We start from the raw sequence: 23,249 nt of genomic DNA on the forward strand, positions 1-23,249 counted from the left end.
TCTATTTATATCCCTTACCCTTTATTATACCTTTTTAAACGGAGATGTAAAATTTTTTAGTCGAATAGGGTACTAATTGAACGGTGTTCATGTACTCGTTTAATGGATTCTGCAATCAATTTACCTACCGACAATTGTGTAATCTTAGACGATTGTTTCTCTTCTGATAATGGGATAGTATTTGTCACTGCAAGTTCTTTAATCTTCGAGTTATCAATGCGCTCAATCGCCGGACCAGATAACACCGGATGAGTACAACAAGCATAAACTTCTTTTGCACCGTTTTCCATCATCGCATTAGCTGCTAGCGTAATAGTACCCGCTGTATCAATAATGTCATCAATTAAAATTGCAGTTTTTCCTTCTACTTGACCTACGATATTCATAACCTCAGCCACATTTGGCTTTGGACGACGTTTATCAATTATCGCAATCGGCGCTTTTAAGCGATCAGCCAATTGTCTTGCTCTCGTCACACCGCCGTGATCAGGTGACACAATGACAACGTCTTCTAAGTTCTTTTCTAAGAAATGTTCGCTTAAGATTTTTACACCAATTAAGTGGTCAATTGGAATATTAAAGAATCCTTGAATTTGTGCTGCATGTAAATCTAGAGTAATTACTCGGTCAGCGCCTGCTGTTTCTAGTAAATCAGCAACTAATTTAGAAGTAATTGGCTCTCTCGAACGTGCTTTACGATCTTGGCGAGCATAACCATAATAAGGCATTACAATGTTAATGGTTCGAGCAGATGCACGTTTTAATGCATCAATCATAATAAGTAATTCCATTAAATGTTCATTTACCGGAGCACTTGTCGATTGAACAACAAACACATCACATCCACGGATGCTTTCTTCAATATTGATTTGAACTTCACCATCACTGAAACGTTTAACCGAACACTTACCAAGTTCCACACCAGCTTGGTCAGCGATTTCTTGAGCTAATGCTGGGTTTGAGTTCAAGCTGAAGACTTTTAAGTAAGGGTCATTATAATGATTAGACATAGATTGAGAACCTCCAAAAAGATTTTTATTATTTACGTTTATTTAAACGTTCTACATAACCTTCTTTATTTTCTTGACGAGAACGTGCAATGGATAGAGCCTTTTCAGGAACATCTTTAGTAATGGTTGATCCAGCAGCTACATAAGCACCTTTTTTCACAGTTACTGGGGCTACTAAGTTAGAGTTACAACCGATAAACGCCTCATCTTCAATGATGGTTTTATATTTATTTTTACCATCATAATTAACCGTAATCGTACCACAACCAATATTTGCATCTTTACCAACTTCGGCATCACCAATATAAGAAAGGTGAGAAACCTTACTATTAGAATCTATTTGAGATTTCTTAACTTCTACAAAGTTACCTATTTTCACATGGTCCCCGACATCACTTGCTGGACGGATGTGGGCGAATGGTCCAATGTTTACACTTTGTCCGACTTTACTTTCAGTAACCACACTTTGTTTAATGACGGTGCTTTCACCAATATAACTATCCATGATTTCACTATTCGGACCAATGGTTGATTCGTCTTTAATAGTAGTTTTCCCACTAATTTTACAACCAGGTTCTATGATAACGTCTGAGCCAATAATTACGTCTGGGCCGATATAAGTATTATCTACATCGATGATTGACACACCTTGACGCATATGATGCTCGTTAATACGTTGTTGCATGATCTTCTCTGCTTTTGATAGAGCGACTCGGTCATTAACACCTAATGTCTCTTCAAAGTTTGGTGTCGTATAAGCTACAACCTTCTGACTTCTCTCTTTTGCAATGGATAGAACATCAGGTAAATAGTACTCACCTTGCGAATTATCGTTCGATACAAGATCTAATGCGTCAAACAGCAGTTCATTATCAAAACAATAAACCCCTGTATTAATTTCATTTACTTTCAATTCATCATTATTAGCATCTTTATGCTCAACTATTTTCTCTACTTCGTTATCGTCATTGCGAATAACCCTACCATAACCAGAAGGATCATCTAATTTTGAAGTTAAAACAGAGACTTGAGCTTGTTCGTTTTCATGGAAATCCATTAATTCTTTTAACGTTTCTCCTGTTAGAAGAGGTGTATCTCCACAAACGACAATCGTGGTACCTTTTTTATCTTTAAGATATGGCTCAGCCATTTGAACAGCATGACCCGTACCTAATTGTTCTTCTTGGAGTACATATTTCGTGCGACTGCCTAGTTGTTCTTTAACTAAGTCAGAACCAAAACCGATAATGGTAATGATCTCGCTAAGATTGAGATCTGTTAACTGATCCACCACATGTTCAACCATTGGTTTCCCGCATACCGGATGTAGAACTTTGTACAACTTCGACTTCATGCGTGTACCTTTTCCAGCCGCAAGTACTACGGCATATCTATTTGACATGTTTTTCCCTCCAACACATTCATCCAATATGAATATATCTTAAAACATGAGCAGTTGCAACTTAATCGAGTACTGAAAGATTTAACAATTTTGTGAGATTAATTAGCAGACGTTTTACCAATTTTAAAAGTAAACTAACAGATTTAATATAATTAAATTTTTTATAAAAAAGAGGTTTATAAATTTAATTGAGGGGTACTTTTTAATATAAATAATAGGTTGAGAAGAAGTAATAAATTATGCGCTGCTAAAATTAAGAGAATGCTAAGTAGGATATTCTTCTAGGAAGAGCGAAAGGCGGTGACTCCTGGCCACGTCCTGCGCCTGCGGTTACTCGGCGCAAAATAACGCAAAGAAATAAAGGAAGTAGCTTTTGTGGCCAACGTCGACACTTGACCATCCAGGTCTTCGCGGGAACAGCACGAGCCGAAAATCAAAGTAGGTGCACCTGCGTCTTCTAGAAACGCTTCGAAGTAGGCTTCCTCGGTGCAAAGGTACAGTGAAGAGTGTTCATTGAAGTACCTTCGTTGAGGCCGTGCCCGCGGAAACGTCCGCCTGTAGCGATTCGTAGAATCAACATCGAACTATAACAGAGCCAAAACAAAAAAGAGCCTAACCCTTGTCCGATTAGACTCTTTTTAGAGATTAAGAAGCACCTGCTTCTTCATATTCAACTTCTTCACCGACGCGGTGGTATTCTTCTAAGACTGCATCTTGAATTTTACCACGTGTGTCTGAATTGATAGGGTGAGCGATATCTCTGAATTCCCCATCTGGAGTTCGTTTACTTGGCATAGCTACGAATAAGCCATTATTACCATCAATGACGCGAATGTCGTGTACGACGAACTCCCCATCCAATGTGATCGATGCAATAGCACGCATGCGACCATCCGTGTTCACACGGCGCAATCTTACGTCAGTTACTTGCATTATGTCTCACCACCTTTTAAGATTTCTAGGCTTCAGTCACCAAAGCCTCTTCAAAAGCTCGATAGATTGAAAAAAGATATAAAATCAATCTAAATATAAGGACTTTGTTATCAATTTCCACATTGTTTTTAAAATTCCTGCAATATTTTTAAAAAAATTTTAAAAAATCTTTAAAAATTATAAATTTAGCTAGATTTGTCAATGTTTATTAAATAAAATAATTACCTTTTGAAACTTGAATCGTTTGTTTGACTTCATCTACTTCTACAAATTTTAATAGGGATATATAATCATCTACTTTACGATCCTCATCTTCATCTTCCGCTTCAGCTAAAACACCGATCCCTTTTACTGTTGCATTAAATTCCTGCATGAGGTTCATCATCCCTTTGATTGTACCTCCTGCTTTCATAAAATCATCAACAATTAATACATTAGAGCCTTCTTCGATACTACGTTTAGCTAAAACCATAGTCTGGATTTTTCTCGATGAGCCAGATACATAATTAATACTAACTGTTGAACCTTCTGTAACCTTTGGATCTCGGCGAATAATAACTACCGGTACACCTAACACCTGAGCAACAGCGTAGGCTAGTGGGATGCCTTTTGTAGCTACTGTGACAACATAATCAATATCTAAGCCATGAAAAGCAGCTGCAAATACTTTACCAATTTCACGAATATGTTTTGGGTGACCTAATATATCACTCATATACACATAACCACCCGGCAGAATGCGAGCAGGGTCTTTAAGCAATTCAATTAATTCTTCCATACAATGATTGGCATTTTCTTTAGATAAGTCAGGTATGTATTGAACACCGCCAGCAGCACCAGAAACTGTAGTAAGCTCTCCAATCCCCATTTTCTGGAACATTCCATCTATTATGTCTATATCTTCACTAATGGATGATTTTGCTGCTTCATATCGATTCACAAAATACGGTAAAGAAAATAACTCTCTGGGGTGTTCTAAAAAGAAATTAGTCATAGCGACCAATCTTTCACTTCGTTTCATGATTCATTCCACCTTAAAAACCGAATATTTTATTATAATATAACATTATAATTCGGTTAATTCCATACATTCAACCTAATATTCGGACCATATACACTTCTGAACAAAATCCTCTCAAACTGTTATAAATGCGCTCTGCCTTTTCTTCTTTTGCCACTAATGAAAATACAGTTGGACCGCTTCCGCTCATTAATACACCTGTTCCACCTGCTTTGTTCATGCGCTGAATGATTTGTCTAACTTGATGATGCATGGTAGAAGTAATCGGTTGAAGAACATTACCTAAATGTTTACAAATACCTTTAAAATCATGATTCTCTAAGACCTCAATCATAGCTTGAGTATTCGGGTGATTTAATTGTTCTAAATTAACCTTACTATAAATGTCTTTTGTAGATACACCAATGCTCGGCTTAGCTAAAACCACCCAACAGGCTGGAGGAGACGACAATGGCTGCAATTCTACACCACGCCCTTTTGCCAGGGCTGTCCCACCCATGACACAAAAAGGGACATCCGAACCAATCTCAGCCCCAATTTCCTGTAATTCTTCTTGACTTAATCCAATATTAAACAATCGATTTACACCACGCAATGTAGCTGCAGCATCACTACTACCCCCAGCTAAACCAGCAGCAACAGGAATATGCTTATCCAGATGGATACGTACCCCTTGTTTAATATCAAAACGTTCTTTAATAAGGGTTGCTGCTTGAAAGGCCAGGTTTCTTTTATCATTAGGTACAAAGCGATTTTCTGAAGCAATCTCTACACGATTACTGTTCATTACTTCAAACGAAAGTCGATCGGCTAAATCGATGGTTGTCATGACCATTTCAACTTCATGATAGCCATCGTCTCTTTTATGTAAAACATCTAAAGTTAAATTAATTTTTGCTGGCGCCTTTTCGTAAATCAATTGATTTCACCTACCTAAGATTCGTCTTTACGATTGTATCACATCTAAAGGTTTAGATTAATAAGATTTAAAAAAGGATAGGTCATTACGACCTATCCCTTTGCATTTGCTCTTGTGCCATTTGCACGGCGCGTTTGACCATATTTCCGGCATCTCGAGACTTAATTCCGCCCCATCCTTCTTTTTGTACCGTGTCGTAAAAACCTAATTCCTTTGCGATCTCTTCCTTCAAACGATCAGACATAACGCCTCTTCGCTTTCCCATCGGCTGATCACAACTCCTTTTGTCGTTTTTTACGACACTCTTAGTATATGTAATTGTTAGGATTTAAACTTGGTAATGGATGGGGTACGTAAAGTTTGAATGTTATAATTACGCCATCTTGGTGACTTCATCTGTGAAGGTAATTTCTACCGTTTCAGTTAAAACATCGGTATAACTGTAAGAAACACGTTCAAATGCGTGTTCTTCTTGATCAAGCTCAACGATAAAAACTGAAGGATAAGTTTCAGCAAGTATACCTGAACGTTCGATTGTTTTACGACGTCCTCCATTTGCTTTTAACGTTAGTCGATCGCCTATTCTGTGATCTAAAACTTGTTTAATTTCCGCTAAGGTTTTTCCCATTAGACTCCACCTCACTAGTAATAATATACCACACCAACCAACCAAAAGTCAAATGAAATTTTATATTATATCAATTGGCGATAGTAAATGTCAACATTATTTTAATCTTTTTTTAATTTTACCTAGTTTTGAGAAATCATACACATTATTACCAAAAACTTTGGGCGTGGCGGGAATTTAAAGCCATATACTATATCTTATTCATCTTTTGATTTTTCGTTAGTGACAGGTAACTCTTTCATATATGGAAGTCCAACACGAAATAAACCTCTCGTTTCAATACCACCGATACCTTTTTCACGAGTGATGGTTTTACTAACTACATCAAATATATCGACCTTCTCCATAAAAGGCGTATAACCGACTTTAGCAACAACATAAACCGGATCCAATGCGTGAATATTGATACGAGTGGGTGAACTTGCAAAATTTGCACCAGCTTTGATTAGCGATTCAAAATGCGACTGACACGCACCAGCAAAAATTACTAATTGGTCTAAGCTCGGAGCATACTTGCGCGCTTCTCTAACCGCTTCAACAAAATATTTGCTGTTTCTGTAAGCTCGAATATCTTTTTCATCACCTTTTTGTTTAGAGTAAGAGTCATGCCCAGTGATTACTAAAATATCAGGCTGTACCTTATCCATCAGCGCTTTAACTTTCTCAGGCATTTGAGCTTCTTCAACATATATTCCGTGAACTTGCAAACCTAATCGTTTATAAAGCTGAATACATTTTTTTAAAAATAAAGAATCTCCGTCAATATGCAAAACTTTAGGACATATTCTAAATTGAGAAATGCTTTGCTCTTTCTCAGAAGTCGGTTGTGCATAATCACGAAATGATCGCAAATAATAATCTTGACGAAACATACGATAGGAGAGATCCTCTTCTTTTTTCATTTCTTTACGTTTTAAAAAGCGATCGCTTTCAGTAACTTTTTTAAGGTCTTTTAATGGTGCATCGGCTTTTAGCCGGAAGTCCTCACCAAACAGCATTACTTGATCTTCTTTTATTTCCTGAATGCGAAATAATAAGTCATGATCGTAAGAATACCTTGTTACAATATCTCCTTTTAGCCACTTCATGATTTTCTCCCCTTCTCAATACCTTCTCTTATACGATATTGAAAAGAGGAGAAAAATGTGCCTATATAGGGTTAATTCATTAATCGGCTGCATACATTAGCTAAGATCGCAAATTCTTCAATTGATAAAGACTCTCCTCGACGTGAAGGTTCTATATCAGCTCCCTCGAATAATTCCTGCAGTTGCTCCTTGCTTAACCGATCACTAAAAGCGCGTTGAAGATTATTTTTAATAGTTTTACGACGTTGCCCGAAGCTCGCTTGTACTAATTCAAAAAATATTTCTTCATCATCTACAATTGCCGCTGGTTGTTCACGTTTAGTTAATTGTAAGATGGCTGAATCCACATTCGGTTGTGGCATGAAACATGTTTTAGGAACTGTCATCACAACTTTAGAATGCGTGTAATACTGAACGGCAATTGATAATGAACCGTATTCTTTCGTATTTGGACCCGCAGCCATACGTTCAGCCACTTCCTTTTGCATCATTACCGTCATCGAGTCTATTGGAAGACGAGCCATAAGCAATTTCATGAGGATCGGTGTCGTTATATAATAAGGCAAATTCGCAACTACCTTGGCGGATTGTCCTTCATTCAAATGTTCAGATAAAAACTTATCTAATTCAACTTCAAGAATATCTTGATTAATGACAGTGATATTTTCGTAAGGACTTAATGTATCATTTAAAACTTCCATTAATCTCTGGTCAATTTCAAAAGCATAAACTTTTTGCGCTTCAATCGCTAGTTGTTCAGTTAAAGCTCCTATGCCTGGTCCAATTTCTAACGCAACCGTTTCGTGGTCGACCCCTGCTTTATCTACAATTTTCTTTAAAATATTTGTATCAATGATAAAGTTCTGACCGAGACTCTTTTTAAAGCCTAATTTATATTTATCCATTATTTCTTTCGTTCTAGAAATAGTTGCAATAGGTTTACTCAAACCGTTTCCTCCTCTAACACTGACTGCATCGTTTGTTCAAATGTTTGAACATCAATTTGAAACATATGTAAACGTTTTGCTAGTTGTTTACCATTAGCATAACCGATATTTAATCGCTCGCCTAACTGTTTTCTTCGTTCTTTAGCTTTACTCCCACCAATGAGTCCATACTTCAATAAATACGGTTGCCAATCGACTTGCTCATGTTCTTCGGGGTGATTTATTTCATAAACCTGACTTAAAGCTTCTCGAATATCCTCAACGGATGCATGTTCAATACCAACGCCTCGTTTGCCTAGAGCTTTTTTCTTCGGTAAGAAAGCATGCTTACAACCTGGAACATATTGATCAATCAAACGCCTTAAACGTTCGCCTGGATAGTCAGGGTCTGTAAAAACAATCACACCCCGTTTATCTTTAGCATGACGGATTTGATTATAAATTTGTGTGTTAATTGCTGAGCCATTTGTTTCGATGGTGTCTGCATCTACAGCTAATTTAATTTTAGCCGTATCATCACGACCTTCAACAACAATTACTTCTTTTATTTTCATATCTCAATATACCTCTTCACAAAAAATTAAGGATAATCCTTAGTATAGCAGGATTATCCTTTTCAATTAATACTTTTATTTTAATCAACAACTCTTACTTGAACGCTACGTCTACCCCAACGATAAGCATCGGAAGTTGAGTCAGTTAGAATATCAATTTTCTTACCTTTGATAGCTCCACCTGTGTCTAAGGCAATCGCTGTAAAGGTGTTATTTCCAATCTTAACCTCTACTTTCGACCAAAGTGGTATCACGTTAGGATCAACCGCAATGACTCGCAAACCATTATAATAAATGGAATTGGCTACATTTATTCCTGTAGCTGTGACTCCCGTACAACCAGAAGGACAAAACGCTGTGTACTTCGTTGACGAAAACGTCATCCATTCTCCGCTATCGGCAGAAGCTTGTTGAACTGGAACTTTTGTCCCTTCAGCAACAACACGATTAACACTTTCCTGAACGACTTTCTCTTCAACTAGATCTTTCGAAACGACTTCTCCATTTTCCTTAGTAATTTCATAAGTTAGAACCTTTTTGCCTTCCTGACCCGATTTTACTACTTTAGATTTTCCTCTAAGCATATCAGAATCTTCTTTTCTTTCAGTTTGAAAAGGAACAGCAACTTCTTCGGTTTCTGTTTCAGTCGTCACTCGTACGATTTCAATTGAACGTTTCTCTTTAACTGGATCATCTAATTTAGCATTAATACGGTCTTGTTCATTCAGGTCAATATCAAGACTTGCCAGGAATTCACCAACTGTTTGATTTGTAACTTTAGCGGTTTTAGTTTCACCACCATCTTTTACAGTTACTTCAAAAGCTTTATCAATCTGAACTTCTAGTCCTTCTTCAATAGGTGCTTCCATATCAACAGAAATCTCATCATATTTACCTAGTTTAATAGATTTCTCTTTTAAGAATTGTTGAACCGTTTCTTTTGTTGTGTAAAATTCTTTAGTTTCTTGATCAATCGTCACATTGACTTGATTTGCTTTTGTATACTCAATGACCATTCCGTCTTGGAGTTCTTCGTCTAAATTAACAGATAGATCATCATGTTTTGATACCTCTATGCCGAGTTCATTCATTACTTCACCGACATCTGCTGCGGTTGTTGTTGTATTTATTTTCTCACCATCTTGAATGACTTGGACATCTGCTGTCACTGTCTCGAATGTTATGTAACTTACTGTTCCCAAAAAGATGATGGCTGATAGTAAGATTAGTAGTGTTTTTTTGAGGCCAAAACGCTTTTGTTTCGGGTTAGCACCCCTTGTCGTGCTCATACATATGCCTCCTTCTTGTTACGCATTCGATTATATTGGACAAATCTAGCGTAAGTCAATTGATACCTGATTGATATACTAGTTTTATAGCACACAAACCCTGTAATTACAGGCGCTTTCCGCTTTATTAAGAATTTATTACAGAAGATAAAAAACGCGCGTCAGGTATCTAAAAGCATCATGGCCAAACCATGCCTTTTTTATACTTACGCGCGAAAAAAATTATTATGTCCACTATTACTTAATTGAAAATACATTTTTGGCATTTTTGGTTGTTTGTTCTGCTACTTCCTCTAGTGTAACCCCTTTGAGTTCAGCGATTTTTTCAGCGACTAACTTAACATACGCTGGCTCATTTCTTTTGCCTCGATTCGGGTGAGGGGCCAAGAATGGACAATCAGTTTCGATTAATAATCGATCAAGCGGGACTTCCTCTGCAACGATTTTAGGGTCTGTCGCATTTTTAAACGTGACTGGTCCTCCTAATGAAATGTAGAATCCAAGGTCTAAACACTCTTTGGCGTATTCCACCACATCATTATAGCAATGCATAATACCGCCGCATTCTTGGGCATTTTCTTCTTTTAAAATTTGTACGATATCTTCAGTAGCTTCACGATTATGAATTATGATTGGCATATTCACTTTTTTAGCCAACTGAATTTGTTTACGGAAGACATCTTTTTGAACATCATGAGGGGATTTGTCCCAATGATAATCAAGGCCCATTTCACCAATCGCTACTACTTTAGGATGATTGCTTAATTCTTCAATCCAGGCTAAGTCTTCATCTGTCATATCGATTGCATCAACTGGATGCCACCCAACAGCTGCATAAATAAAGTCATGTTCTTCTGCAATTTCAATAGCTAGTGGAATGGTTTTTCTGTCAAAACCAACGACCACCATTTGATTAACACCTTCGTCTAATGCTCGTTGAATAACTTCTTCTCGATCTTCCATGAACTGATCTGCATTTAAATGTACGTGAGTATCGAATAGCATGAATATTCACTCCTAATAATTTGTTTAAAAGTCCGGAAAACAGTATTTTAAGTCCGGAAAAACGGCCGAATCAATGAAAAGAAAACCTTCTAAGTGAAACAAAAGGGACGAATCCTCTCGTCCCCTTAAACTTTGGCTATGTTAAATATTATTGTTGATTCTCCGAATCGCTACAGGCGGACGCTTTCCGCGGGCGCGGCCTCAACTTCCCAAAACTCACTCCCGTTCGTTTTGCGTGATTTTCGGCTCGCGCTGTTCCCGCAGGAGTCGCCGCCTTTCGCTCTTCTTAGAGATTCTATTTCATTTTATCAACATTGAGCTTTAACAGTGCTTTAAATTATTATTTAATTTTCGCTCCGTTTGGTAATGTTTGGTCAACTGATGCTAATGATAGGTTACCTGAATCATCTTCACCGGCTAACACCATACCTTGTGATAACTCACCGCGAAGTTTTACGGGTTTTAAGTTAGCAACTAATACTACTTTGCGGCCCACTAACTCTTCAGGTTCATAATATTTCGCTATACCTGAAACCACTTGACGCTTTTCTTCGCCGACATCTAGTTGTAATTTAAGAAGCTTATCAGCCTTTTTCACCTTTTCGGCTTTCACAACTTCTGCTACACGAAGATCAACTTTGAAGAAATCATCAATTGTAATTTCGTCAGATTGCTCTTCTTCTTTTGGCTCTTCCGGTTCAGGCTGTGGTTTTGAGTTCTTAGTCATCATTTTCTTGATGGCTTCTACTTCTCTTTCAGTGTCTAAACGAGGGAAGATTGGTGTACCTCGTTTTACGACTTCTCCGTTTTTATATGCTCCGAATTGATTTAAACTTTCCCAAGCTTGAAGCTCTTCATCTGCAATTCCTAACTGTTCAAAGATGTTCTTAGGCGTAGAAGTTAAGAATGGCTGTAACATAATGGCGATTTGGCGAAGTGATTCAACTAAGTGTGCCATCACATTACCTAGACGTTCTTTTTTAGAGTCATCTTTAGCCAATACCCAAGGTTCATTCTCATCAATATATTTATTTGTACGGCTCACAAACTGCCATAACGTTGTTAGTGCTACAGAAAACTGCATATTTTCCATTGCATCTTCGACATCCTGGCGTGTTTGTTCAGCTAATTGCTTTAAGTTTGTATCGAATTCTGTTTCATCTGCTTTAAGGTTAGGAATTTCACCGTCAAAATATTTATTAATCATAGCCACGGTACGGTTCAGTAAGTTCCCTAAATCATTCGCTAAGTCATAGTTCGTACGTTCAACGAAAGCTTCAGGTGTAAATACCCCATCTGAACCAAATGGTACTTCACGTAGTAAGTAATAACGTAATGCATCGAGACCATAAATATCAATTAAATCAACAGGGTCAACCACGTTCCCTTTTGATTTAGACATTTTACCGTCCTTCATTAATAACCAGCCGTGCGCAAAAACCTTTTTCGGTAATGGTAAATCAAGTGCCATTAACATGATTGGCCAGTAAATCGTATGGAAACGAACAATTTCCTTACCAACTAAATGAACATCCGCCGGCCAGTACTTCTGATACTTTTCATCTTGATCCGTGTTGTAACCAAGTGCTGTAATGTAGTTGGTTAGAGCGTCAATCCAAACATAAATGACGTGTTTAGGATCGCCAGGCACTTTAATTCCCCAATCGAAGGTCGTACGTGAAACAGCTAAATCTTCCAGTCCTGGCTTAATAAAGTTATTTAGCATCTCATTCTTACGAGCTTCAGGTTGAATAAATTCAGGATTTTGATCATAAAACTCGACCAGACGATCCACATATTTACTCATTCTAAAGAAATAAGACTCTTCTTTTACCTTCTCTACAGGACGTCCACAATCTGGACAATTACCATCCTCTAATTGACGATCCGTAAAGAAAGATTCACATGGTGTACAGTACCATCCTTCGTATTCATCTAAGTAAATATCACCTTGTTTAACTAAGCGGTCAAATATTTTCTCAACGATTTCTTTATGTCGGTCTTGAGTCGTTCTAATAAAATCATCATGGGAAATATCAAGTTTGCTCCAAAGATCTTGAATGCCATTTACAATGTTATCAACATATTGTTGTGGCGTAACACCGTCATCTGCGGCTTTACGTTGGATTTTTTGGCCGTGTTCATCCGTACCCGTTAAATACATAACATCGTAACCTCTTAAACGTTTATAACGTGCCATCGCATCGCCAGCGACAGTTGTATAAGCATGACCAATGTGTAAATTTCCACTTGGATAATAAATAGGTGTCGTAATGTAAAAAGTTTTGTTATTTTCAGGCATTTTTGTAGACCTCCTTAAATTTTTGGTATCTTTTTGAAAATATTGTTTTCTATTTTTCAGAAATTTGGTAAACTATTGAACAGATGCTAGGTACTATTGTAACTATTTCATTATATTATTTCCATAAGTATGAAAAAATTCAGCGAAGCAAGTCATAACAAAAGATAGAGAACATATTTCAATTACTTAAAATAATTGATAAAACTTGGTATCGTTGGAATTTTTTGATTGACTGGAAATTTAAACAATGGTAATCTATCATCAAAAAGATAGCGATAATGATCGAGAGGAGAGAAAAAATGAAATCAACAGGTATTGTAAGGAAGGTAGACGAACTTGGAAGAGTCGTCATACCAATCGAACTACGTCGTACATTAGACATTAATGTCAAAGATTCATTAGAAATCTACGTAGATGATGACAAAATTATCCTTAAGAAATACAAGCCTTATATGGCTTGTGACATCACAGGTGAAATCTCTGACAGCAATGAAGCTGTTGGCGATGGCAATATCGTCTTAAGTAAAGAAGGCGCTCAGAAACTAATTTCTGAGATTCAAAAGAAGTTTAGTATTTAAGTCTTAAATATTACGGTTACAGCATCCTGCTGTAGCCTTTTTTTATGTCTATGGATTTGTTAAGGCTTTATCTTGATTCTATCGAATCGCTTACCGGCGGACTCTTTCCGGAACATCAAACCATAACTTTTACTTAATTTCTTTTATCACACCTATTGATGATAAGCTTGGTATACTTCATTCTTTGACTGATTTCGGTCTTTTGAAACCTTCTTAATCGCATCTTTTTTTGAAAACCCATCTGAAACATAATGATCCACATGTTCGATTAACGTTAATTCACTCCACCAGCTTGACTCTGTTGTTTGAAATTCTTCTTTACCTTCTACAATGATACAGAACTCTCCTCTTAGTTCCGCTTTTTCCGATTGCATAAATAGGTTAACCTCATCTAAGGTTCCATACACGTATTCTTCAAATTTTTTTGTAAGCTCTCTAGTCACTGCTATTTTTCGATCATTTGAATAAGTTTGCGCTAATACCTCAACCGTTTGTTTAACTCGATAAGGCGATTCATAGAAAATTAATGTGTGGTCCGTCTTTCCTAATCCTTCTAAAACATTTACCATATCCTTTTTCTTTCTTGGTAAGAAACCATAAAACGTAAACGTTTGTGATGCGATGCCTGAACCCACCAAAGCCGTTAAAGCAGCGTTAGCGCCTGGTAAGACTGTGACATCAATTCCTTCTTCTCTTGCACGCTTAACTAATTCAAACCCAGGATCAGATATAATAGGCATGCCCGCATCACTCACAAGAGCAATTTTTTGACCTTCCTTAAGCTTTTCAATGATTGATTCTTCACGATTGTGCTTATTATGCTCATGATAGCTTAGTAAGGGCTTGTCAATGTTAAAGTGATTCAATAGCTTCGATGATTGACGTGTATCCTCACAAGCAACTAAATCAACCGATTCTAACGTTTTTACCGCTCTAAATGTCATATCATCTAAGTTTCCGATTGGAGTCGGGACAATATATAATAACGGGTCATTAGAGTCGAAACTTTTCTGAACTTGAACCATGTAAACGACTCCCTTCTTCACCATACAATAATTTTGCAACCTCTTCTGTATAGTTGCCTTCGTGGTCATGAATATAAATCGGTGGTAAGACCTTCATTTCTGGACTGCCGTCTCGAATAAACTCCAATAAAACGATATTCGCTTCTTTCTCTGCTTTAGGATGAACAAGCTGCATTCGTTTTGGTTCTAATTTATACTGTTTTGCTATTTCGATAATCTCAGCTAACCGATTCGGTCTGTGAACAATCGATACTTTTCCGCCTGATTTAACGAGTTGACTGCAAGATTTTAATACATCATCTAATGTACAGTAGATTTCATGTCTTGCGATTGCTAAATGCTCATTATTATTACGTTTATCTAAATCAATCGTTTTAAAATATGGTGGATTACAAGTTACTAAATCATATCGATGAAATCCTATTTTATGGGCTAACCCGATTAAATCCTCATTAAGGATATCAATCTGGCTTTCTAGATCATTTAGTTTAACATTACGAATAGCCATATCATATAATCGCTCTTGTAGCTCAACACCAGTCATATGAACTTTAGAACGTTTCGATAAAAATAAAGGAATCACACCATTGCCTGTACATAGGTCTATAACCTTCCCTCGTGTAAGAGGTAAGTATGTAAAGTGTTGCAGGAGTACAGCATCAATCGAAAATGCAAATACAGATTGACTTTGTATAATGCGGCGTTTTCGATCTGCTAATAAATAATCTATACGCTCATCATCTTTTAGCTCTACCATTTGAGAAATTCCTCTCTACTTTCATACTACAAAACGAAACACACCCAACATCCGTTACAGGATATAGGTGCGTTCCCCCTAAAAGTATTATCCGAAAAATTTTAAACAAAAGATACAATCTTCTTCTTCACGTGGTGTACCAAAATACACATGACAAATATGAAATCCTTCTTCATAAATTCTGGCCAAATTATCATAACCTTCACCTATGGAAGGGTCATTACTATCTTTATGTTGATCTTTTGTTTTGAACTCTTGTTGATTAGAATCAGGTGTTAAATCATCAAGACGTTGGCGTAAATGATGATTCTCGTGTGCCAACTGATGATTTTCTTCTACAAGTTGAACAAGATCCTTTTTGATTGTTACAAAGTCTTCTTGTAGTTCTTGAAAACGTTTTTCAAGTAACGAAAAACGCTCTAACATTTCTTTTTTATTCACGTCATCCACCTCATTATTCTGTGGCTGGTACGGAAATGGCTCCTTCTTCGATTAGTTCATCTAATGTGTATTCTACAACACGTTCCATTTCAGACAATTCAACTTGTACTAGCTTTTCTAAAATATTTATGCCGACAACTTTACCTTTGCCGTTTGCTGTTGTCATGATTTGACCGATGTCTGGTAGTTCTTGCTTAGCATCTTCATACATGTCATTTTCATATTTTAAACAACACATAAGGCGTCCACAAAGACCTGAAATTTTCGCAGGATTAAGTGATAAATTTTGGTCTTTTGCCATTTTAATTGAGACAGGCTCGAAATCTCCAAGGAAAGTGGAGCAGCAAAGCATACGACCACAAGGACCGATGCCTCCTAACATTTTCGCCTCATCACGCACACCAATTTGTCTTAACTCAATACGAGTTTTAAAAATGGCAGCTAAATCTTTTACTAACTCACGGAAGTCTACTCGACCGTCAGCAGTGAAATAGAAAATAATCTTATTGCGGTCAAAAGTGAATTCAGCATCAACTAAATTCATATCAAGATTATGTTCTTTAATTTTGTCCTGACAAACTTGATAAGCTTCTTCTGTTTTTTCTTTATTTTCACTAACAGTAAGCTTGTCCTTATCATCCGCTAAACGAATGACTTTCTTCAACGGTAAGACGACATCTTCTTCGTCCACTTGTTTATTGGCAATAACAACCTTGCCGAACTCAACGCCTCTAACCGTTTCTACGATGACATAATCATCCGTTGTCATCTTAGTATCTCCTGGATCAAAATAATATATTTTACCCGCTTTTTTGAAGCGGACTCCAATAACTTCTACCAAAACGTTCACCTCACCTTTGTAACTGAAGGATTAAATTTTCCATTGCTAATGTCGGATGTACGTTTTGTGCTAGTCTTCTTTTTGTGTATAAAACTTCGTATATTAATGTTTTTGCTTCCGACAATGACACAATATAATGAAACTGTTCCAATCGTTCCATCTGATCAATTAAAACAACCGAATCTTGCTTATCTAAATGGAGCGAAATGATGTCTTGAAACCATATAAGTAAAAGTTCCAAGCCAAACTCTAATGATTCTCGCCCCTGGAAATGTTTTAAGTATACTTGATGTAAGTAAAGATATCCTTCTTCATTAGAATTCATTACTTTATCCATTAATTGTATCACTATTTTTCGTGCTTCGGCAAACCAGTCGTCTTCATTCCATTCAACAGCCTGATTAACGTCCATTTTCATAGATGAGAAAAGCTTTGCCGTTGATTCTGCAAGCCCTTGATCTAATAATTGCTGATATAAATGTTCCCCAGAAAGTGTATGAAATTGAATACGTTGACACCTGGAAACAATTGTATCGAGCATTTGACCCGAATGTTCTGTGATTAACACTGCTACTGTATCTTGACTTGGCTCTTCTAAAAATTTTAGTAAGCGATTGGCGGCATTTACTGTCATTTTTTCCGCTTGTTTGACAACATAAAATTTTTGATTAGATTCTAAGCCCGTATATGTGAATTCTTTCTGTAGATATTCAATCTGATCTTTTTTTATAGACTGCCCATCTGGTTCAATCCAATGAAGGTCAGGGTGGTTACCCGATTGAATTCTTTTACAGGACACACATTCATGACATGGTTCAGAAGAGTGTTCATCTTTATTTTCACAAAAGTAACGCATCGCAAATAAAAGACTGGCCTCTTGCTTGCCAGTCCCTGGTGGCCCATGAAATAAATAGGCGTGAGCTATACGTTGTCTTGTAATACTGTTGTTAATCATCTTAACCGCAACTGGTTGGAACTTTTCCAATTCAACCCATGTGGTCATGTTCGTTCATCCTATCTATATTAAGCTTGTAAATTTAATAAGAGCCCTTTTATTTCTCCAATAACATCAAGCACATCAATTGAAGACTTTTGTTGGTCCAATACATCATCTGTTAATTGGATTAATTTTTCATCAACTTGCTTAACCAGCATTAATTTTCGATTATCACCATTCATACTCCAGCTTCTCTGTTGATCAAGTTCGAGACCATATTGAACGGCTTCTTCCATAAACTGTTGAACCATTCGTTTATAACGGGCTAAATCTTTAAACGATCTGAACTTAGCAACTTTCTCCCCTTGGGCTGAAAGGTCCCCTAATAATCGATTTAACTGAGCTTCATGCATTTTTTGTTTCTCTTGGCTCACGGTTTGTTGAAAAGACATAGTTGTTCCATTAGTCTTATTCGCATTAGCCTTTGATGTATCTAATTGTGTTTTTAAATCCTGACTAATTTTCATTTGCCGCTCACCTCAACTTAAAAATGATGAAATGCTTCAACGGGTAGCACAAAGACTGTAGCGCCTCCAACTTCTACTTTGACAGGTTTAGGGATATACGAATCCGCATTACCACCCATCGGAGAGATCGGCGCCACCATTTGCTCACGTTGACTGCAATTATCTCTAATGACTTCCAATGCTTGATCGACGTACTCGTCATCTACACCGATCATAAGTGTTGTATTTCCTTCTTTTAAGAAACCACCACTCGAAGCTAATTTAGTCGTTTTAAATTCGTTTTCAGATAAAGCATCCTGTAAACGATTCACATCTTTATCTTGTACGACTGCAAGGATTAGTTTCATCCTTTTCCTCCTTCAAACGTCTTTTATACTATTATAACAAGTTGTCTGAAGATTTAGCAGTAATTTATGGCAAAATTTTATTTTGATAAGTAAGAATTAATTAATCCTAAGCACTCACTCTGAACTTCTTCTTGTGTTTGATTGGCATTGATCGCTTTAATACGCTTAGGAAATCTCTCGACTAAAATCTGATAAGCCTCTGCAACTTTCTCGTGGAAGCTCACTTTCTCTAAATCCAGTCGATTCTGTTCTCGACCTTTATTATCAGCAATTCGCTGAAGACCAATTTCAGGATCCAACTCAAAAAGAACGGTTAAATTAGGCATGCAATTTTCAATAGCAAACTCGTTGATCGCATAGACTTCATCCATCCCTAAACCACGAGCATACCCTTGATAAGCTAAACTGCTGTCAATAAAGCGATCGCAAAGAACAATCTTTTCTTCATTTAATGCTGGAATAACACGTTCAACTAAATGTTGTCTTCTCGCAGCCGCATATAGAAGAGCCTCAGTACGACCGTCCATAGCCGTATGATTTTTATTCAAGATAACTTCACGAATTTTTTCAGATATATCTATTCCACCAGGCTCTCTTGTTTTTATAACATCGTAGCCTCGTGATTTTAATTGTTCATAAACATAATTTAATATGGTCGTTTTTCCGGCTCCTTCTGCCCCTTCAAACGTTATAAATAATCCACTCACAGAATTAAACCCCTTATTCTATAAAAATTTCTATTCCATTTTCTAAATCTTTTCCTTGATATTGAATATGTTTCCTTGATGAGATCAAGTTTAAAATCGTATCAACATGTTCTTGTTGAATACGTTCACCTTTTAATAATATAGGTATACCAGGCGGATAAGGAATAACGGAAGATGCTGTAATTTTTCCAATGGCACCATCCCAATCAACCCATGTTGAATGTAGTTTCTTCAACGACTGGTAATCATAATCAAACGCTTGAATATCTACAAAATTTGTTTCGTTATTTATTGTATCATGTTTAATTGTTTTATCGGCTTGCAATAAATAATCTTTTAAATTTTGAATCCAATTCAATTCAAGTGGCTTTGTTTGCAATCCAATCATTAATAATAATTGGTTTTCTTGAACCATTTCAGGAAAAACACCAATTTCATTTAATAAAACTTCTATATGACTCATATCCCAGTCATCTGACGTCAATGTGATTTTTAAAGGGTCATCAATTCCACTTCTTAATGGTAGTAATTCTATAGAAGGTAATGCCTTAAGCGCCTCCCTTAGTTTATTAACATTCATCATAATTTCATCATACGCCCTGCCAGTCAGTGAAGCCGCATACTTTCTCGCCAGATCTAAGGATGCCATAATTGGATACGAGGGACTGCTAGATTGTACAATTTGGAGGAAATTCTTAACTGTTTCATATGAAACATACTTGCTTTGTATGTGTAATAAGGATCCCATTGTCATAGCTGGTAATGTCTTGTGAGCTGAATGCACAACTAAATCTGCACCAAGCTGTAAAGCTGATTGTGGAAAATGATCACTTAGAGGAAAGTGAGCTCCATGTGCTTCATCAACTAATACTGGCATATCATAATGATGAGCTGACTCTATTATTTTTGATAACTCAAACGTTGAACCAAAGTAATCTGGATATGTTAAGAAAATCCCTTTAGCATTTGGGTGCTCGTGAATAGCTTCGATGACTTTTTCTGCCTCTAACTTTGAATACCGATTCGTTGTTCGATCATAATCCGGCGATACGAAAATCGGCTTAGCACCAGCTAGTTCTAATCCGTTCATGGCAGACTTATGACAATTCCTTTGAACGATTATAGAATCTCCTGGCCCGCAGACACTCAGAATCATCGCCAGGTTTCCAGCTGTTGAACCGTTAACCAGAAAAAAAGTATAGTCTGTTTGATATAAGTCAGCGGCTAGTTCTTCCGCTTCCAAGATAGCACCTTCGGGTTGATGCAAGTCATCCAAGCCTGTAATTTCGGTTAAATCATAAGGTAATATAGTTGAAAAAGCTTTCACGTTTGGAAAAATACGACCATTTTTATGTCCAGGTACATGATAAGAAATAGGATTTATCTCGACATGTTTCATTAAAGCTTCATACATTGGTGCTCTCGCCTGATCCATTTTTATTCACCTCTAATAAGATTCATCTTTATCATACCATCTATCACAGGTTTTCACGATTTAAACTCAATAAAAAAAGAGCGTGCATAATAGACGCTCTTAAATCCTAATTATTGAATTAATAGACTGGATACATGGCTTCGTTTCATTCGGTCAATATAATATTGATAACGTTCATCCTGAGGGTCGGTATCTAAAATCTCTTTTTCACAATCCGAGCAAATAAAAGATATGAGTAAATAAATGCCTTCGTTCTTCCATTCTTCACAGATTTTACATTGTTTCATAGATTTTTGTTCCACGTTCCCCACCTCCATCAACTAGGATGGCCACGTGAATATAGTTTTATACACGAAATCTATGATTTTTTTTATGAATTTTTATTACCAAAAACAACCACAGACTACTAATCTGTGGTTGTTCATTAAGGAATAATCAGTAAGTGAATAATGAGTAAAGCACCTACGCCAAAAATCCCCAGGAATCCTGCTATAGCAGAGGTGATTAAATTAATAGGAATATGAAGGCCAAACATTGCTCCAAATACATTAGCAAAAAAGATAAACAAAGCACCAATCACAATTTTAATGACACCTAAAGATGTCCAACGCATCACTTTTAAAGGCGGTCCAAAGAACAACAATAAAACCATAATAGCTACAAAAGCTAAAATAATGACTATTGGATCCATACCGAATCTCCTTTCGCTTGTCCTACTTTAACGTATGCAATTAATAGGCTAAGTAGAACAAATCAATCAGAGATTATCTAAACGAATTTTTAATTGCATAAGATAAGCCGATGAGTTTGAGTTGTAGTTGAAACATGTTATTATGTTCATCTATAAATATCCACATCTTAAAGGTGGTGCTAATATTAGTAGAATAAATATTGATTATAAATCTCCTAAAAAGATTCTAACCCCGACTAGCGGCTTTTTATATGACTATAGCCATTCATTAAACCCCTATACTGGCTGTGCATTTGGTTGTTCATACTGCTATGTAAGACAAAGCCCGGTTGGACTTTTTAGAAAACAAGAGTGGGGAACTTGGGTTGATGTCAAACAAGACGCCAAAGAAAAAATAGTGAAAGAAATAAGGAACTTAAAAAAAAGGGATAAAGAAGTCACCATCTTTATGTCATCGAGTACGGATCCCTATCAACCGATAGAATATAAAGAGAAGATTACAAGGGGTCTACTTGAAGGCATGACAGAAGTGCCACCAGACTTCTTATTTGTTCAAACAAGAAGTTCCCTAGTCACAAGAGATATAGATTTATTTAAGCAATTGAAGGATAGGTTAAGAATTAGTATGACCGTAGAAACAGATGATGATCAAATTCGCAAAAAATTTGCACCCTATGCTCCTCCCATCCAATCAAGAATTAAGGCAGTAACAAAACTTCGAGACAACCAATTACCCGTACAAATCGCAGTAGCTCCTGTTTTACCATTTTCAAAGAAGTTTCCAGAAGAATTATCTAAAGTTGTAGACCGAATTGTTATTGATGATTTTTACACAGGTGATGGTAGCAACGGAAAAAGAACTGAAAGATTAAAAATAAAAAAATTATATGATGATGAAGAGATGGACATGTGGTACGGAGAAGATACACATTTATTAGCTTTAGAACAATTTAAAGAACACTTCACAGCTGATCAAATACTTGTAAGTCAAGAAGGGTTCAAGCCTTACTAAGGGAAACATTACCTTATATCTAACATCTACTAACGGATGGCAAGGAAAGACTATATAAAGCGACTTAAAAAATACTAGCGAATTCCGTTTTGAGGTACAAAACATTAAATCGCATTTTAAAACACAATGCCATTCACAAAGAAATTGACATTAGAAATCCCATCAAAAAAGGACTTAGTTTTTTTCTAAGTCCTTTTATCATGGAACTTTCGTTGTTAAACTAATGCCTCCATTTAGTTCAAATGTAATGTTTCACCATCTAATATCATTATATTATTCAAAGTCTGGCTTCAACAATGAATACATATATAAATCATCAAATTTTCCACCAGTAAACTCATAACTTCTCAAAAGTCCTTCCTTAATAAACCCTTGTTTCTCTACTAATTTTTGTGACAGTAAATTAGGTGGTTCAATTAAAGCTTCTATCCGTTGTAGGTTCATATGCATAAATCCATACCTAATTACTGCATTTATAGCTTCGCTAGCAATTCCTTCTCCCCAGTGCTCTTTACTTAACTCAATGCCAATTTCAGAACGATAGTGCTTGGGTATCAAGTTTAAAAAACCACAGCTACCAATTACTTGCCCTTGGTTCTTTAATGTAATCCCCCACCTTATTCCTGTGTTCTTATCATATATTGATTGGTACCACGAAATCTCATCCAGTGCGTCATTTATAGACTTAAATGGTTCTAATCCAATATGTTTCATTACATCTCTATCAGACAAATACTTTAAAAGGCTGCAAGCATCATCGTTTGTTACTTTTCTTAAAATCAATCTATTAGTTTCAAGAATTGGAAATGAATTTACTTCTACCAAAATAATTACTCCTTTAGATAATATTATA

At 36.5% G+C, this 23,249-nt stretch carries 27 protein-coding genes; 2 read left to right on the top strand and 25 right to left on the bottom strand.

The window, feature by feature from the left end; all coding sequences use genetic code 11:
* Nucleotides 1–56: 56 nt before the first annotated feature.
* From E3U55_RS09410 to metG, 13 genes are all read right to left on the bottom strand, one after another.
* Nucleotides 57–1,010: a ribose-phosphate diphosphokinase gene (locus E3U55_RS09410; RefSeq protein ID WP_134340180.1), complete on the bottom strand. Its 954-nt coding sequence runs from the start codon at nt 1,008–1,010 to the stop codon at nt 57–59.
* Between the two features lie 28 nt (nt 1,011–1,038).
* The gene (gene glmU, locus E3U55_RS09415; protein ID WP_134340181.1) at nt 1,039–2,412 is read right to left on the bottom strand and encodes a bifunctional UDP-N-acetylglucosamine diphosphorylase/glucosamine-1-phosphate N-acetyltransferase GlmU; all 1,374 of its coding nucleotides are present in this window, start codon (nt 2,410–2,412) and stop codon (nt 1,039–1,041) included.
* Between the two features lie 645 nt (nt 2,413–3,057).
* Nucleotides 3,058–3,345, bottom strand: coding sequence for a septation regulator SpoVG (gene spoVG / locus E3U55_RS09420; RefSeq protein ID WP_054754931.1), 288 nt, complete (start codon nt 3,343–3,345; stop codon nt 3,058–3,060).
* 208 nt (nt 3,346–3,553) lie between these two features.
* The gene (gene purR, locus E3U55_RS09425) at nt 3,554–4,366 is read right to left on the bottom strand and encodes a pur operon repressor (protein ID WP_134340182.1); all 813 of its coding nucleotides are present in this window, start codon (nt 4,364–4,366) and stop codon (nt 3,554–3,556) included.
* Between the two features lie 70 nt (nt 4,367–4,436).
* A complete protein-coding gene (gene ispE / locus E3U55_RS09430; RefSeq protein ID WP_134340183.1) occupies nt 4,437–5,285 on the bottom strand; it encodes a 4-(cytidine 5'-diphospho)-2-C-methyl-D-erythritol kinase in 849 nt (282 codons plus the stop codon).
* 85 nt (nt 5,286–5,370) lie between these two features.
* Nucleotides 5,371–5,550 carry a small, acid-soluble spore protein, alpha/beta type gene (locus tag E3U55_RS09435; RefSeq protein ID WP_134340184.1) on the bottom strand — a complete coding sequence of 60 codons (180 nt, stop codon included), beginning with the start codon at nt 5,548–5,550 and terminating at the stop codon, nt 5,371–5,373.
* 108 nt (nt 5,551–5,658) lie between these two features.
* The gene (gene veg / locus E3U55_RS09440; protein ID WP_134340185.1) at nt 5,659–5,913 is read right to left on the bottom strand and encodes a biofilm formation stimulator Veg; all 255 of its coding nucleotides are present in this window, start codon (nt 5,911–5,913) and stop codon (nt 5,659–5,661) included.
* A 197-nt stretch (nt 5,914–6,110) separates the two neighbouring features.
* The gene (yabG, locus tag E3U55_RS09445; protein WP_134340186.1) at nt 6,111–7,001 is read right to left on the bottom strand and encodes a sporulation peptidase YabG; all 891 of its coding nucleotides are present in this window, start codon (nt 6,999–7,001) and stop codon (nt 6,111–6,113) included.
* Between the two features lie 71 nt (nt 7,002–7,072).
* Complete coding sequence (gene rsmA / locus E3U55_RS09450) at nt 7,073–7,948, bottom strand: 16S rRNA (adenine(1518)-N(6)/adenine(1519)-N(6))-dimethyltransferase RsmA (RefSeq protein ID WP_134340187.1); 876 nt, start codon at nt 7,946–7,948, stop codon at nt 7,073–7,075.
* Nucleotides 7,945–8,502 carry a ribonuclease M5 gene (gene rnmV / locus E3U55_RS09455; RefSeq protein ID WP_134340188.1) on the bottom strand — a complete coding sequence of 186 codons (558 nt, stop codon included), beginning with the start codon at nt 8,500–8,502 and terminating at the stop codon, nt 7,945–7,947. Before rnmV ends, rsmA begins: the two co-directional genes overlap by 4 nt.
* 80 nt (nt 8,503–8,582) lie before the next feature.
* Nucleotides 8,583–9,791 (bottom strand): G5 and 3D domain-containing protein, encoded by a 1,209-nt coding sequence (locus E3U55_RS09460; RefSeq protein WP_134340189.1) that lies wholly within the window; start codon nt 9,789–9,791, stop codon nt 8,583–8,585.
* Nucleotides 9,792–10,028: 237 nt separating this feature from the next.
* Nucleotides 10,029–10,796: a TatD family hydrolase gene (locus tag E3U55_RS09465; protein ID WP_134340190.1), complete on the bottom strand. Its 768-nt coding sequence runs from the start codon at nt 10,794–10,796 to the stop codon at nt 10,029–10,031.
* Nucleotides 10,797–11,136: 340 nt separating this feature from the next.
* The gene (metG, locus tag E3U55_RS09470) at nt 11,137–13,098 is read right to left on the bottom strand and encodes a methionine--tRNA ligase (protein WP_134340191.1); all 1,962 of its coding nucleotides are present in this window, start codon (nt 13,096–13,098) and stop codon (nt 11,137–11,139) included.
* Between the two features lie 299 nt (nt 13,099–13,397).
* Between metG and E3U55_RS09475 the strand changes: the two genes are divergently transcribed.
* Nucleotides 13,398–13,676: an AbrB/MazE/SpoVT family DNA-binding domain-containing protein gene (locus tag E3U55_RS09475; RefSeq protein ID WP_134340192.1), complete on the top strand. Its 279-nt coding sequence runs from the start codon at nt 13,398–13,400 to the stop codon at nt 13,674–13,676.
* Between the two features lie 152 nt (nt 13,677–13,828).
* Here the strand turns inward: E3U55_RS09475 and rsmI are convergent, their stop codons facing one another.
* From rsmI to E3U55_RS09530, 11 genes are all read right to left on the bottom strand, one after another.
* Nucleotides 13,829–14,701: a 16S rRNA (cytidine(1402)-2'-O)-methyltransferase gene (gene rsmI / locus E3U55_RS09480; RefSeq protein WP_134340193.1), complete on the bottom strand. Its 873-nt coding sequence runs from the start codon at nt 14,699–14,701 to the stop codon at nt 13,829–13,831.
* Nucleotides 14,670–15,458, bottom strand: a complete 789-nt coding sequence (locus tag E3U55_RS09485; RefSeq protein WP_134340194.1) for a tRNA1(Val) (adenine(37)-N6)-methyltransferase — start codon at nt 15,456–15,458, stop codon at nt 14,670–14,672. Before E3U55_RS09485 ends, rsmI begins: the two co-directional genes overlap by 32 nt.
* A gap of 87 nt (nt 15,459–15,545) precedes the next feature.
* Complete coding sequence (locus tag E3U55_RS09490; protein ID WP_134340195.1) at nt 15,546–15,899, bottom strand: initiation-control protein YabA; 354 nt, start codon at nt 15,897–15,899, stop codon at nt 15,546–15,548.
* A 13-nt stretch (nt 15,900–15,912) separates the two neighbouring features.
* A complete protein-coding gene (locus E3U55_RS09495; protein ID WP_134340196.1) occupies nt 15,913–16,740 on the bottom strand; it encodes a PSP1 domain-containing protein in 828 nt (275 codons plus the stop codon).
* A 10-nt stretch (nt 16,741–16,750) separates the two neighbouring features.
* Complete coding sequence (gene holB / locus E3U55_RS09500) at nt 16,751–17,743, bottom strand: DNA polymerase III subunit delta' (RefSeq protein ID WP_134340197.1); 993 nt, start codon at nt 17,741–17,743, stop codon at nt 16,751–16,753.
* A gap of 20 nt (nt 17,744–17,763) precedes the next feature.
* A complete protein-coding gene (locus E3U55_RS09505; protein ID WP_134340198.1) occupies nt 17,764–18,204 on the bottom strand; it encodes a YaaR family protein in 441 nt (146 codons plus the stop codon).
* Between the two features lie 17 nt (nt 18,205–18,221).
* The gene (locus E3U55_RS09510; RefSeq protein ID WP_134340199.1) at nt 18,222–18,551 is read right to left on the bottom strand and encodes a cyclic-di-AMP receptor; all 330 of its coding nucleotides are present in this window, start codon (nt 18,549–18,551) and stop codon (nt 18,222–18,224) included.
* A 77-nt stretch (nt 18,552–18,628) separates the two neighbouring features.
* The gene (gene tmk / locus E3U55_RS09515) at nt 18,629–19,258 is read right to left on the bottom strand and encodes a dTMP kinase (protein ID WP_134340200.1); all 630 of its coding nucleotides are present in this window, start codon (nt 19,256–19,258) and stop codon (nt 18,629–18,631) included.
* Nucleotides 19,259–19,271: 13 nt separating this feature from the next.
* Complete coding sequence (locus E3U55_RS09520; RefSeq protein WP_134340201.1) at nt 19,272–20,693, bottom strand: aminotransferase class I/II-fold pyridoxal phosphate-dependent enzyme; 1,422 nt, start codon at nt 20,691–20,693, stop codon at nt 19,272–19,274.
* Nucleotides 20,694–20,803: 110 nt separating this feature from the next.
* Nucleotides 20,804–20,995 (bottom strand): sigma factor G inhibitor Gin, encoded by a 192-nt coding sequence (locus E3U55_RS09525; protein ID WP_134340202.1) that lies wholly within the window; start codon nt 20,993–20,995, stop codon nt 20,804–20,806.
* Nucleotides 20,996–21,117: 122 nt separating this feature from the next.
* On the bottom strand, nt 21,118–21,384 hold the full coding sequence (locus E3U55_RS09530) for a pro-sigmaK processing inhibitor BofA family protein (RefSeq protein WP_134340203.1): 267 nt from the start codon (nt 21,382–21,384) through the stop codon (nt 21,118–21,120).
* A 193-nt stretch (nt 21,385–21,577) separates the two neighbouring features.
* On the opposite strand from E3U55_RS09530, the gene E3U55_RS09535 reads away from it, so the two are divergent.
* Nucleotides 21,578–22,396 carry an SPL family radical SAM protein gene (locus E3U55_RS09535; protein ID WP_407644112.1) on the top strand — a complete coding sequence of 273 codons (819 nt, stop codon included), beginning with the start codon at nt 21,578–21,580 and terminating at the stop codon, nt 22,394–22,396.
* Between the two features lie 273 nt (nt 22,397–22,669).
* Here E3U55_RS09535 and E3U55_RS09540 read toward each other — a convergent pair whose 3' ends face one another.
* Nucleotides 22,670–23,221, bottom strand: coding sequence for a GNAT family N-acetyltransferase (locus E3U55_RS09540; protein WP_407644111.1), 552 nt, complete (start codon nt 23,219–23,221; stop codon nt 22,670–22,672).
* Between the last annotated feature and the right edge of the window lie 28 nt (nt 23,222–23,249).

It is taken from the genome of Filobacillus milosensis (assembly GCF_004402015.1).
In the GTDB taxonomy this organism is placed as follows: domain Bacteria; phylum Bacillota; class Bacilli; order Bacillales; family Alkalibacillaceae; genus Filobacillus; species Filobacillus milosensis.

Bases quoted from the DNA above. Each gene is read 5' to 3' on its own strand.
- E3U55_RS09410 (WP_134340180.1), bottom strand. From the start codon at position 1,010: ATGTCTAATCATTATAATGACCCTTACTTAAAAGTCTTCAGCTTGAAC.
- glmU (WP_134340181.1), bottom strand. From the start codon at position 2,412: ATGTCAAATAGATATGCCGTAGTACTTGCGGCTGGAAAAGGTACACGC.
- spoVG (WP_054754931.1), bottom strand. From the start codon at position 3,345: ATGCAAGTAACTGACGTAAGATTGCGCCGTGTGAACACGGATGGTCGC.
- purR (WP_134340182.1), bottom strand. From the start codon at position 4,366: ATGAAACGAAGTGAAAGATTGGTCGCTATGACTAATTTCTTTTTAGAA.
- E3U55_RS09435 (WP_134340184.1), bottom strand. From the start codon at position 5,550: ATGGGAAAGCGAAGAGGCGTTATGTCTGATCGTTTGAAGGAAGAGATC.
- veg (WP_134340185.1), bottom strand. From the start codon at position 5,913: ATGGGAAAAACCTTAGCGGAAATTAAACAAGTTTTAGATCACAGAATA.
- yabG (WP_134340186.1), bottom strand. From the start codon at position 7,001: ATGAAGTGGCTAAAAGGAGATATTGTAACAAGGTATTCTTACGATCAT.
- rnmV (WP_134340188.1), bottom strand. From the start codon at position 8,502: ATGAAAATAAAAGAAGTAATTGTTGTTGAAGGTCGTGATGATACGGCT.
- E3U55_RS09460 (WP_134340189.1), bottom strand. From the start codon at position 9,791: ATGAGCACGACAAGGGGTGCTAACCCGAAACAAAAGCGTTTTGGCCTC.
- E3U55_RS09465 (WP_134340190.1), bottom strand. From the start codon at position 10,796: ATGCTATTCGATACTCACGTACATTTAAATGCAGATCAGTTCATGGAA.
- metG (WP_134340191.1), bottom strand. From the start codon at position 13,098: ATGCCTGAAAATAACAAAACTTTTTACATTACGACACCTATTTATTAT.
- E3U55_RS09475 (WP_134340192.1), top strand. From the start codon at position 13,398: ATGAAATCAACAGGTATTGTAAGGAAGGTAGACGAACTTGGAAGAGTC.
- rsmI (WP_134340193.1), bottom strand. From the start codon at position 14,701: ATGGTTCAAGTTCAGAAAAGTTTCGACTCTAATGACCCGTTATTATAT.
- E3U55_RS09485 (WP_134340194.1), bottom strand. From the start codon at position 15,458: ATGGTAGAGCTAAAAGATGATGAGCGTATAGATTATTTATTAGCAGAT.
- holB (WP_134340197.1), bottom strand. From the start codon at position 17,743: ATGACCACATGGGTTGAATTGGAAAAGTTCCAACCAGTTGCGGTTAAG.
- E3U55_RS09505 (WP_134340198.1), bottom strand. From the start codon at position 18,204: ATGAAAATTAGTCAGGATTTAAAAACACAATTAGATACATCAAAGGCT.
- E3U55_RS09510 (WP_134340199.1), bottom strand. From the start codon at position 18,551: ATGAAACTAATCCTTGCAGTCGTACAAGATAAAGATGTGAATCGTTTA.
- E3U55_RS09520 (WP_134340201.1), bottom strand. From the start codon at position 20,693: ATGGATCAGGCGAGAGCACCAATGTATGAAGCTTTAATGAAACATGTC.
- E3U55_RS09530 (WP_134340203.1), bottom strand. From the start codon at position 21,384: ATGGATCCAATAGTCATTATTTTAGCTTTTGTAGCTATTATGGTTTTA.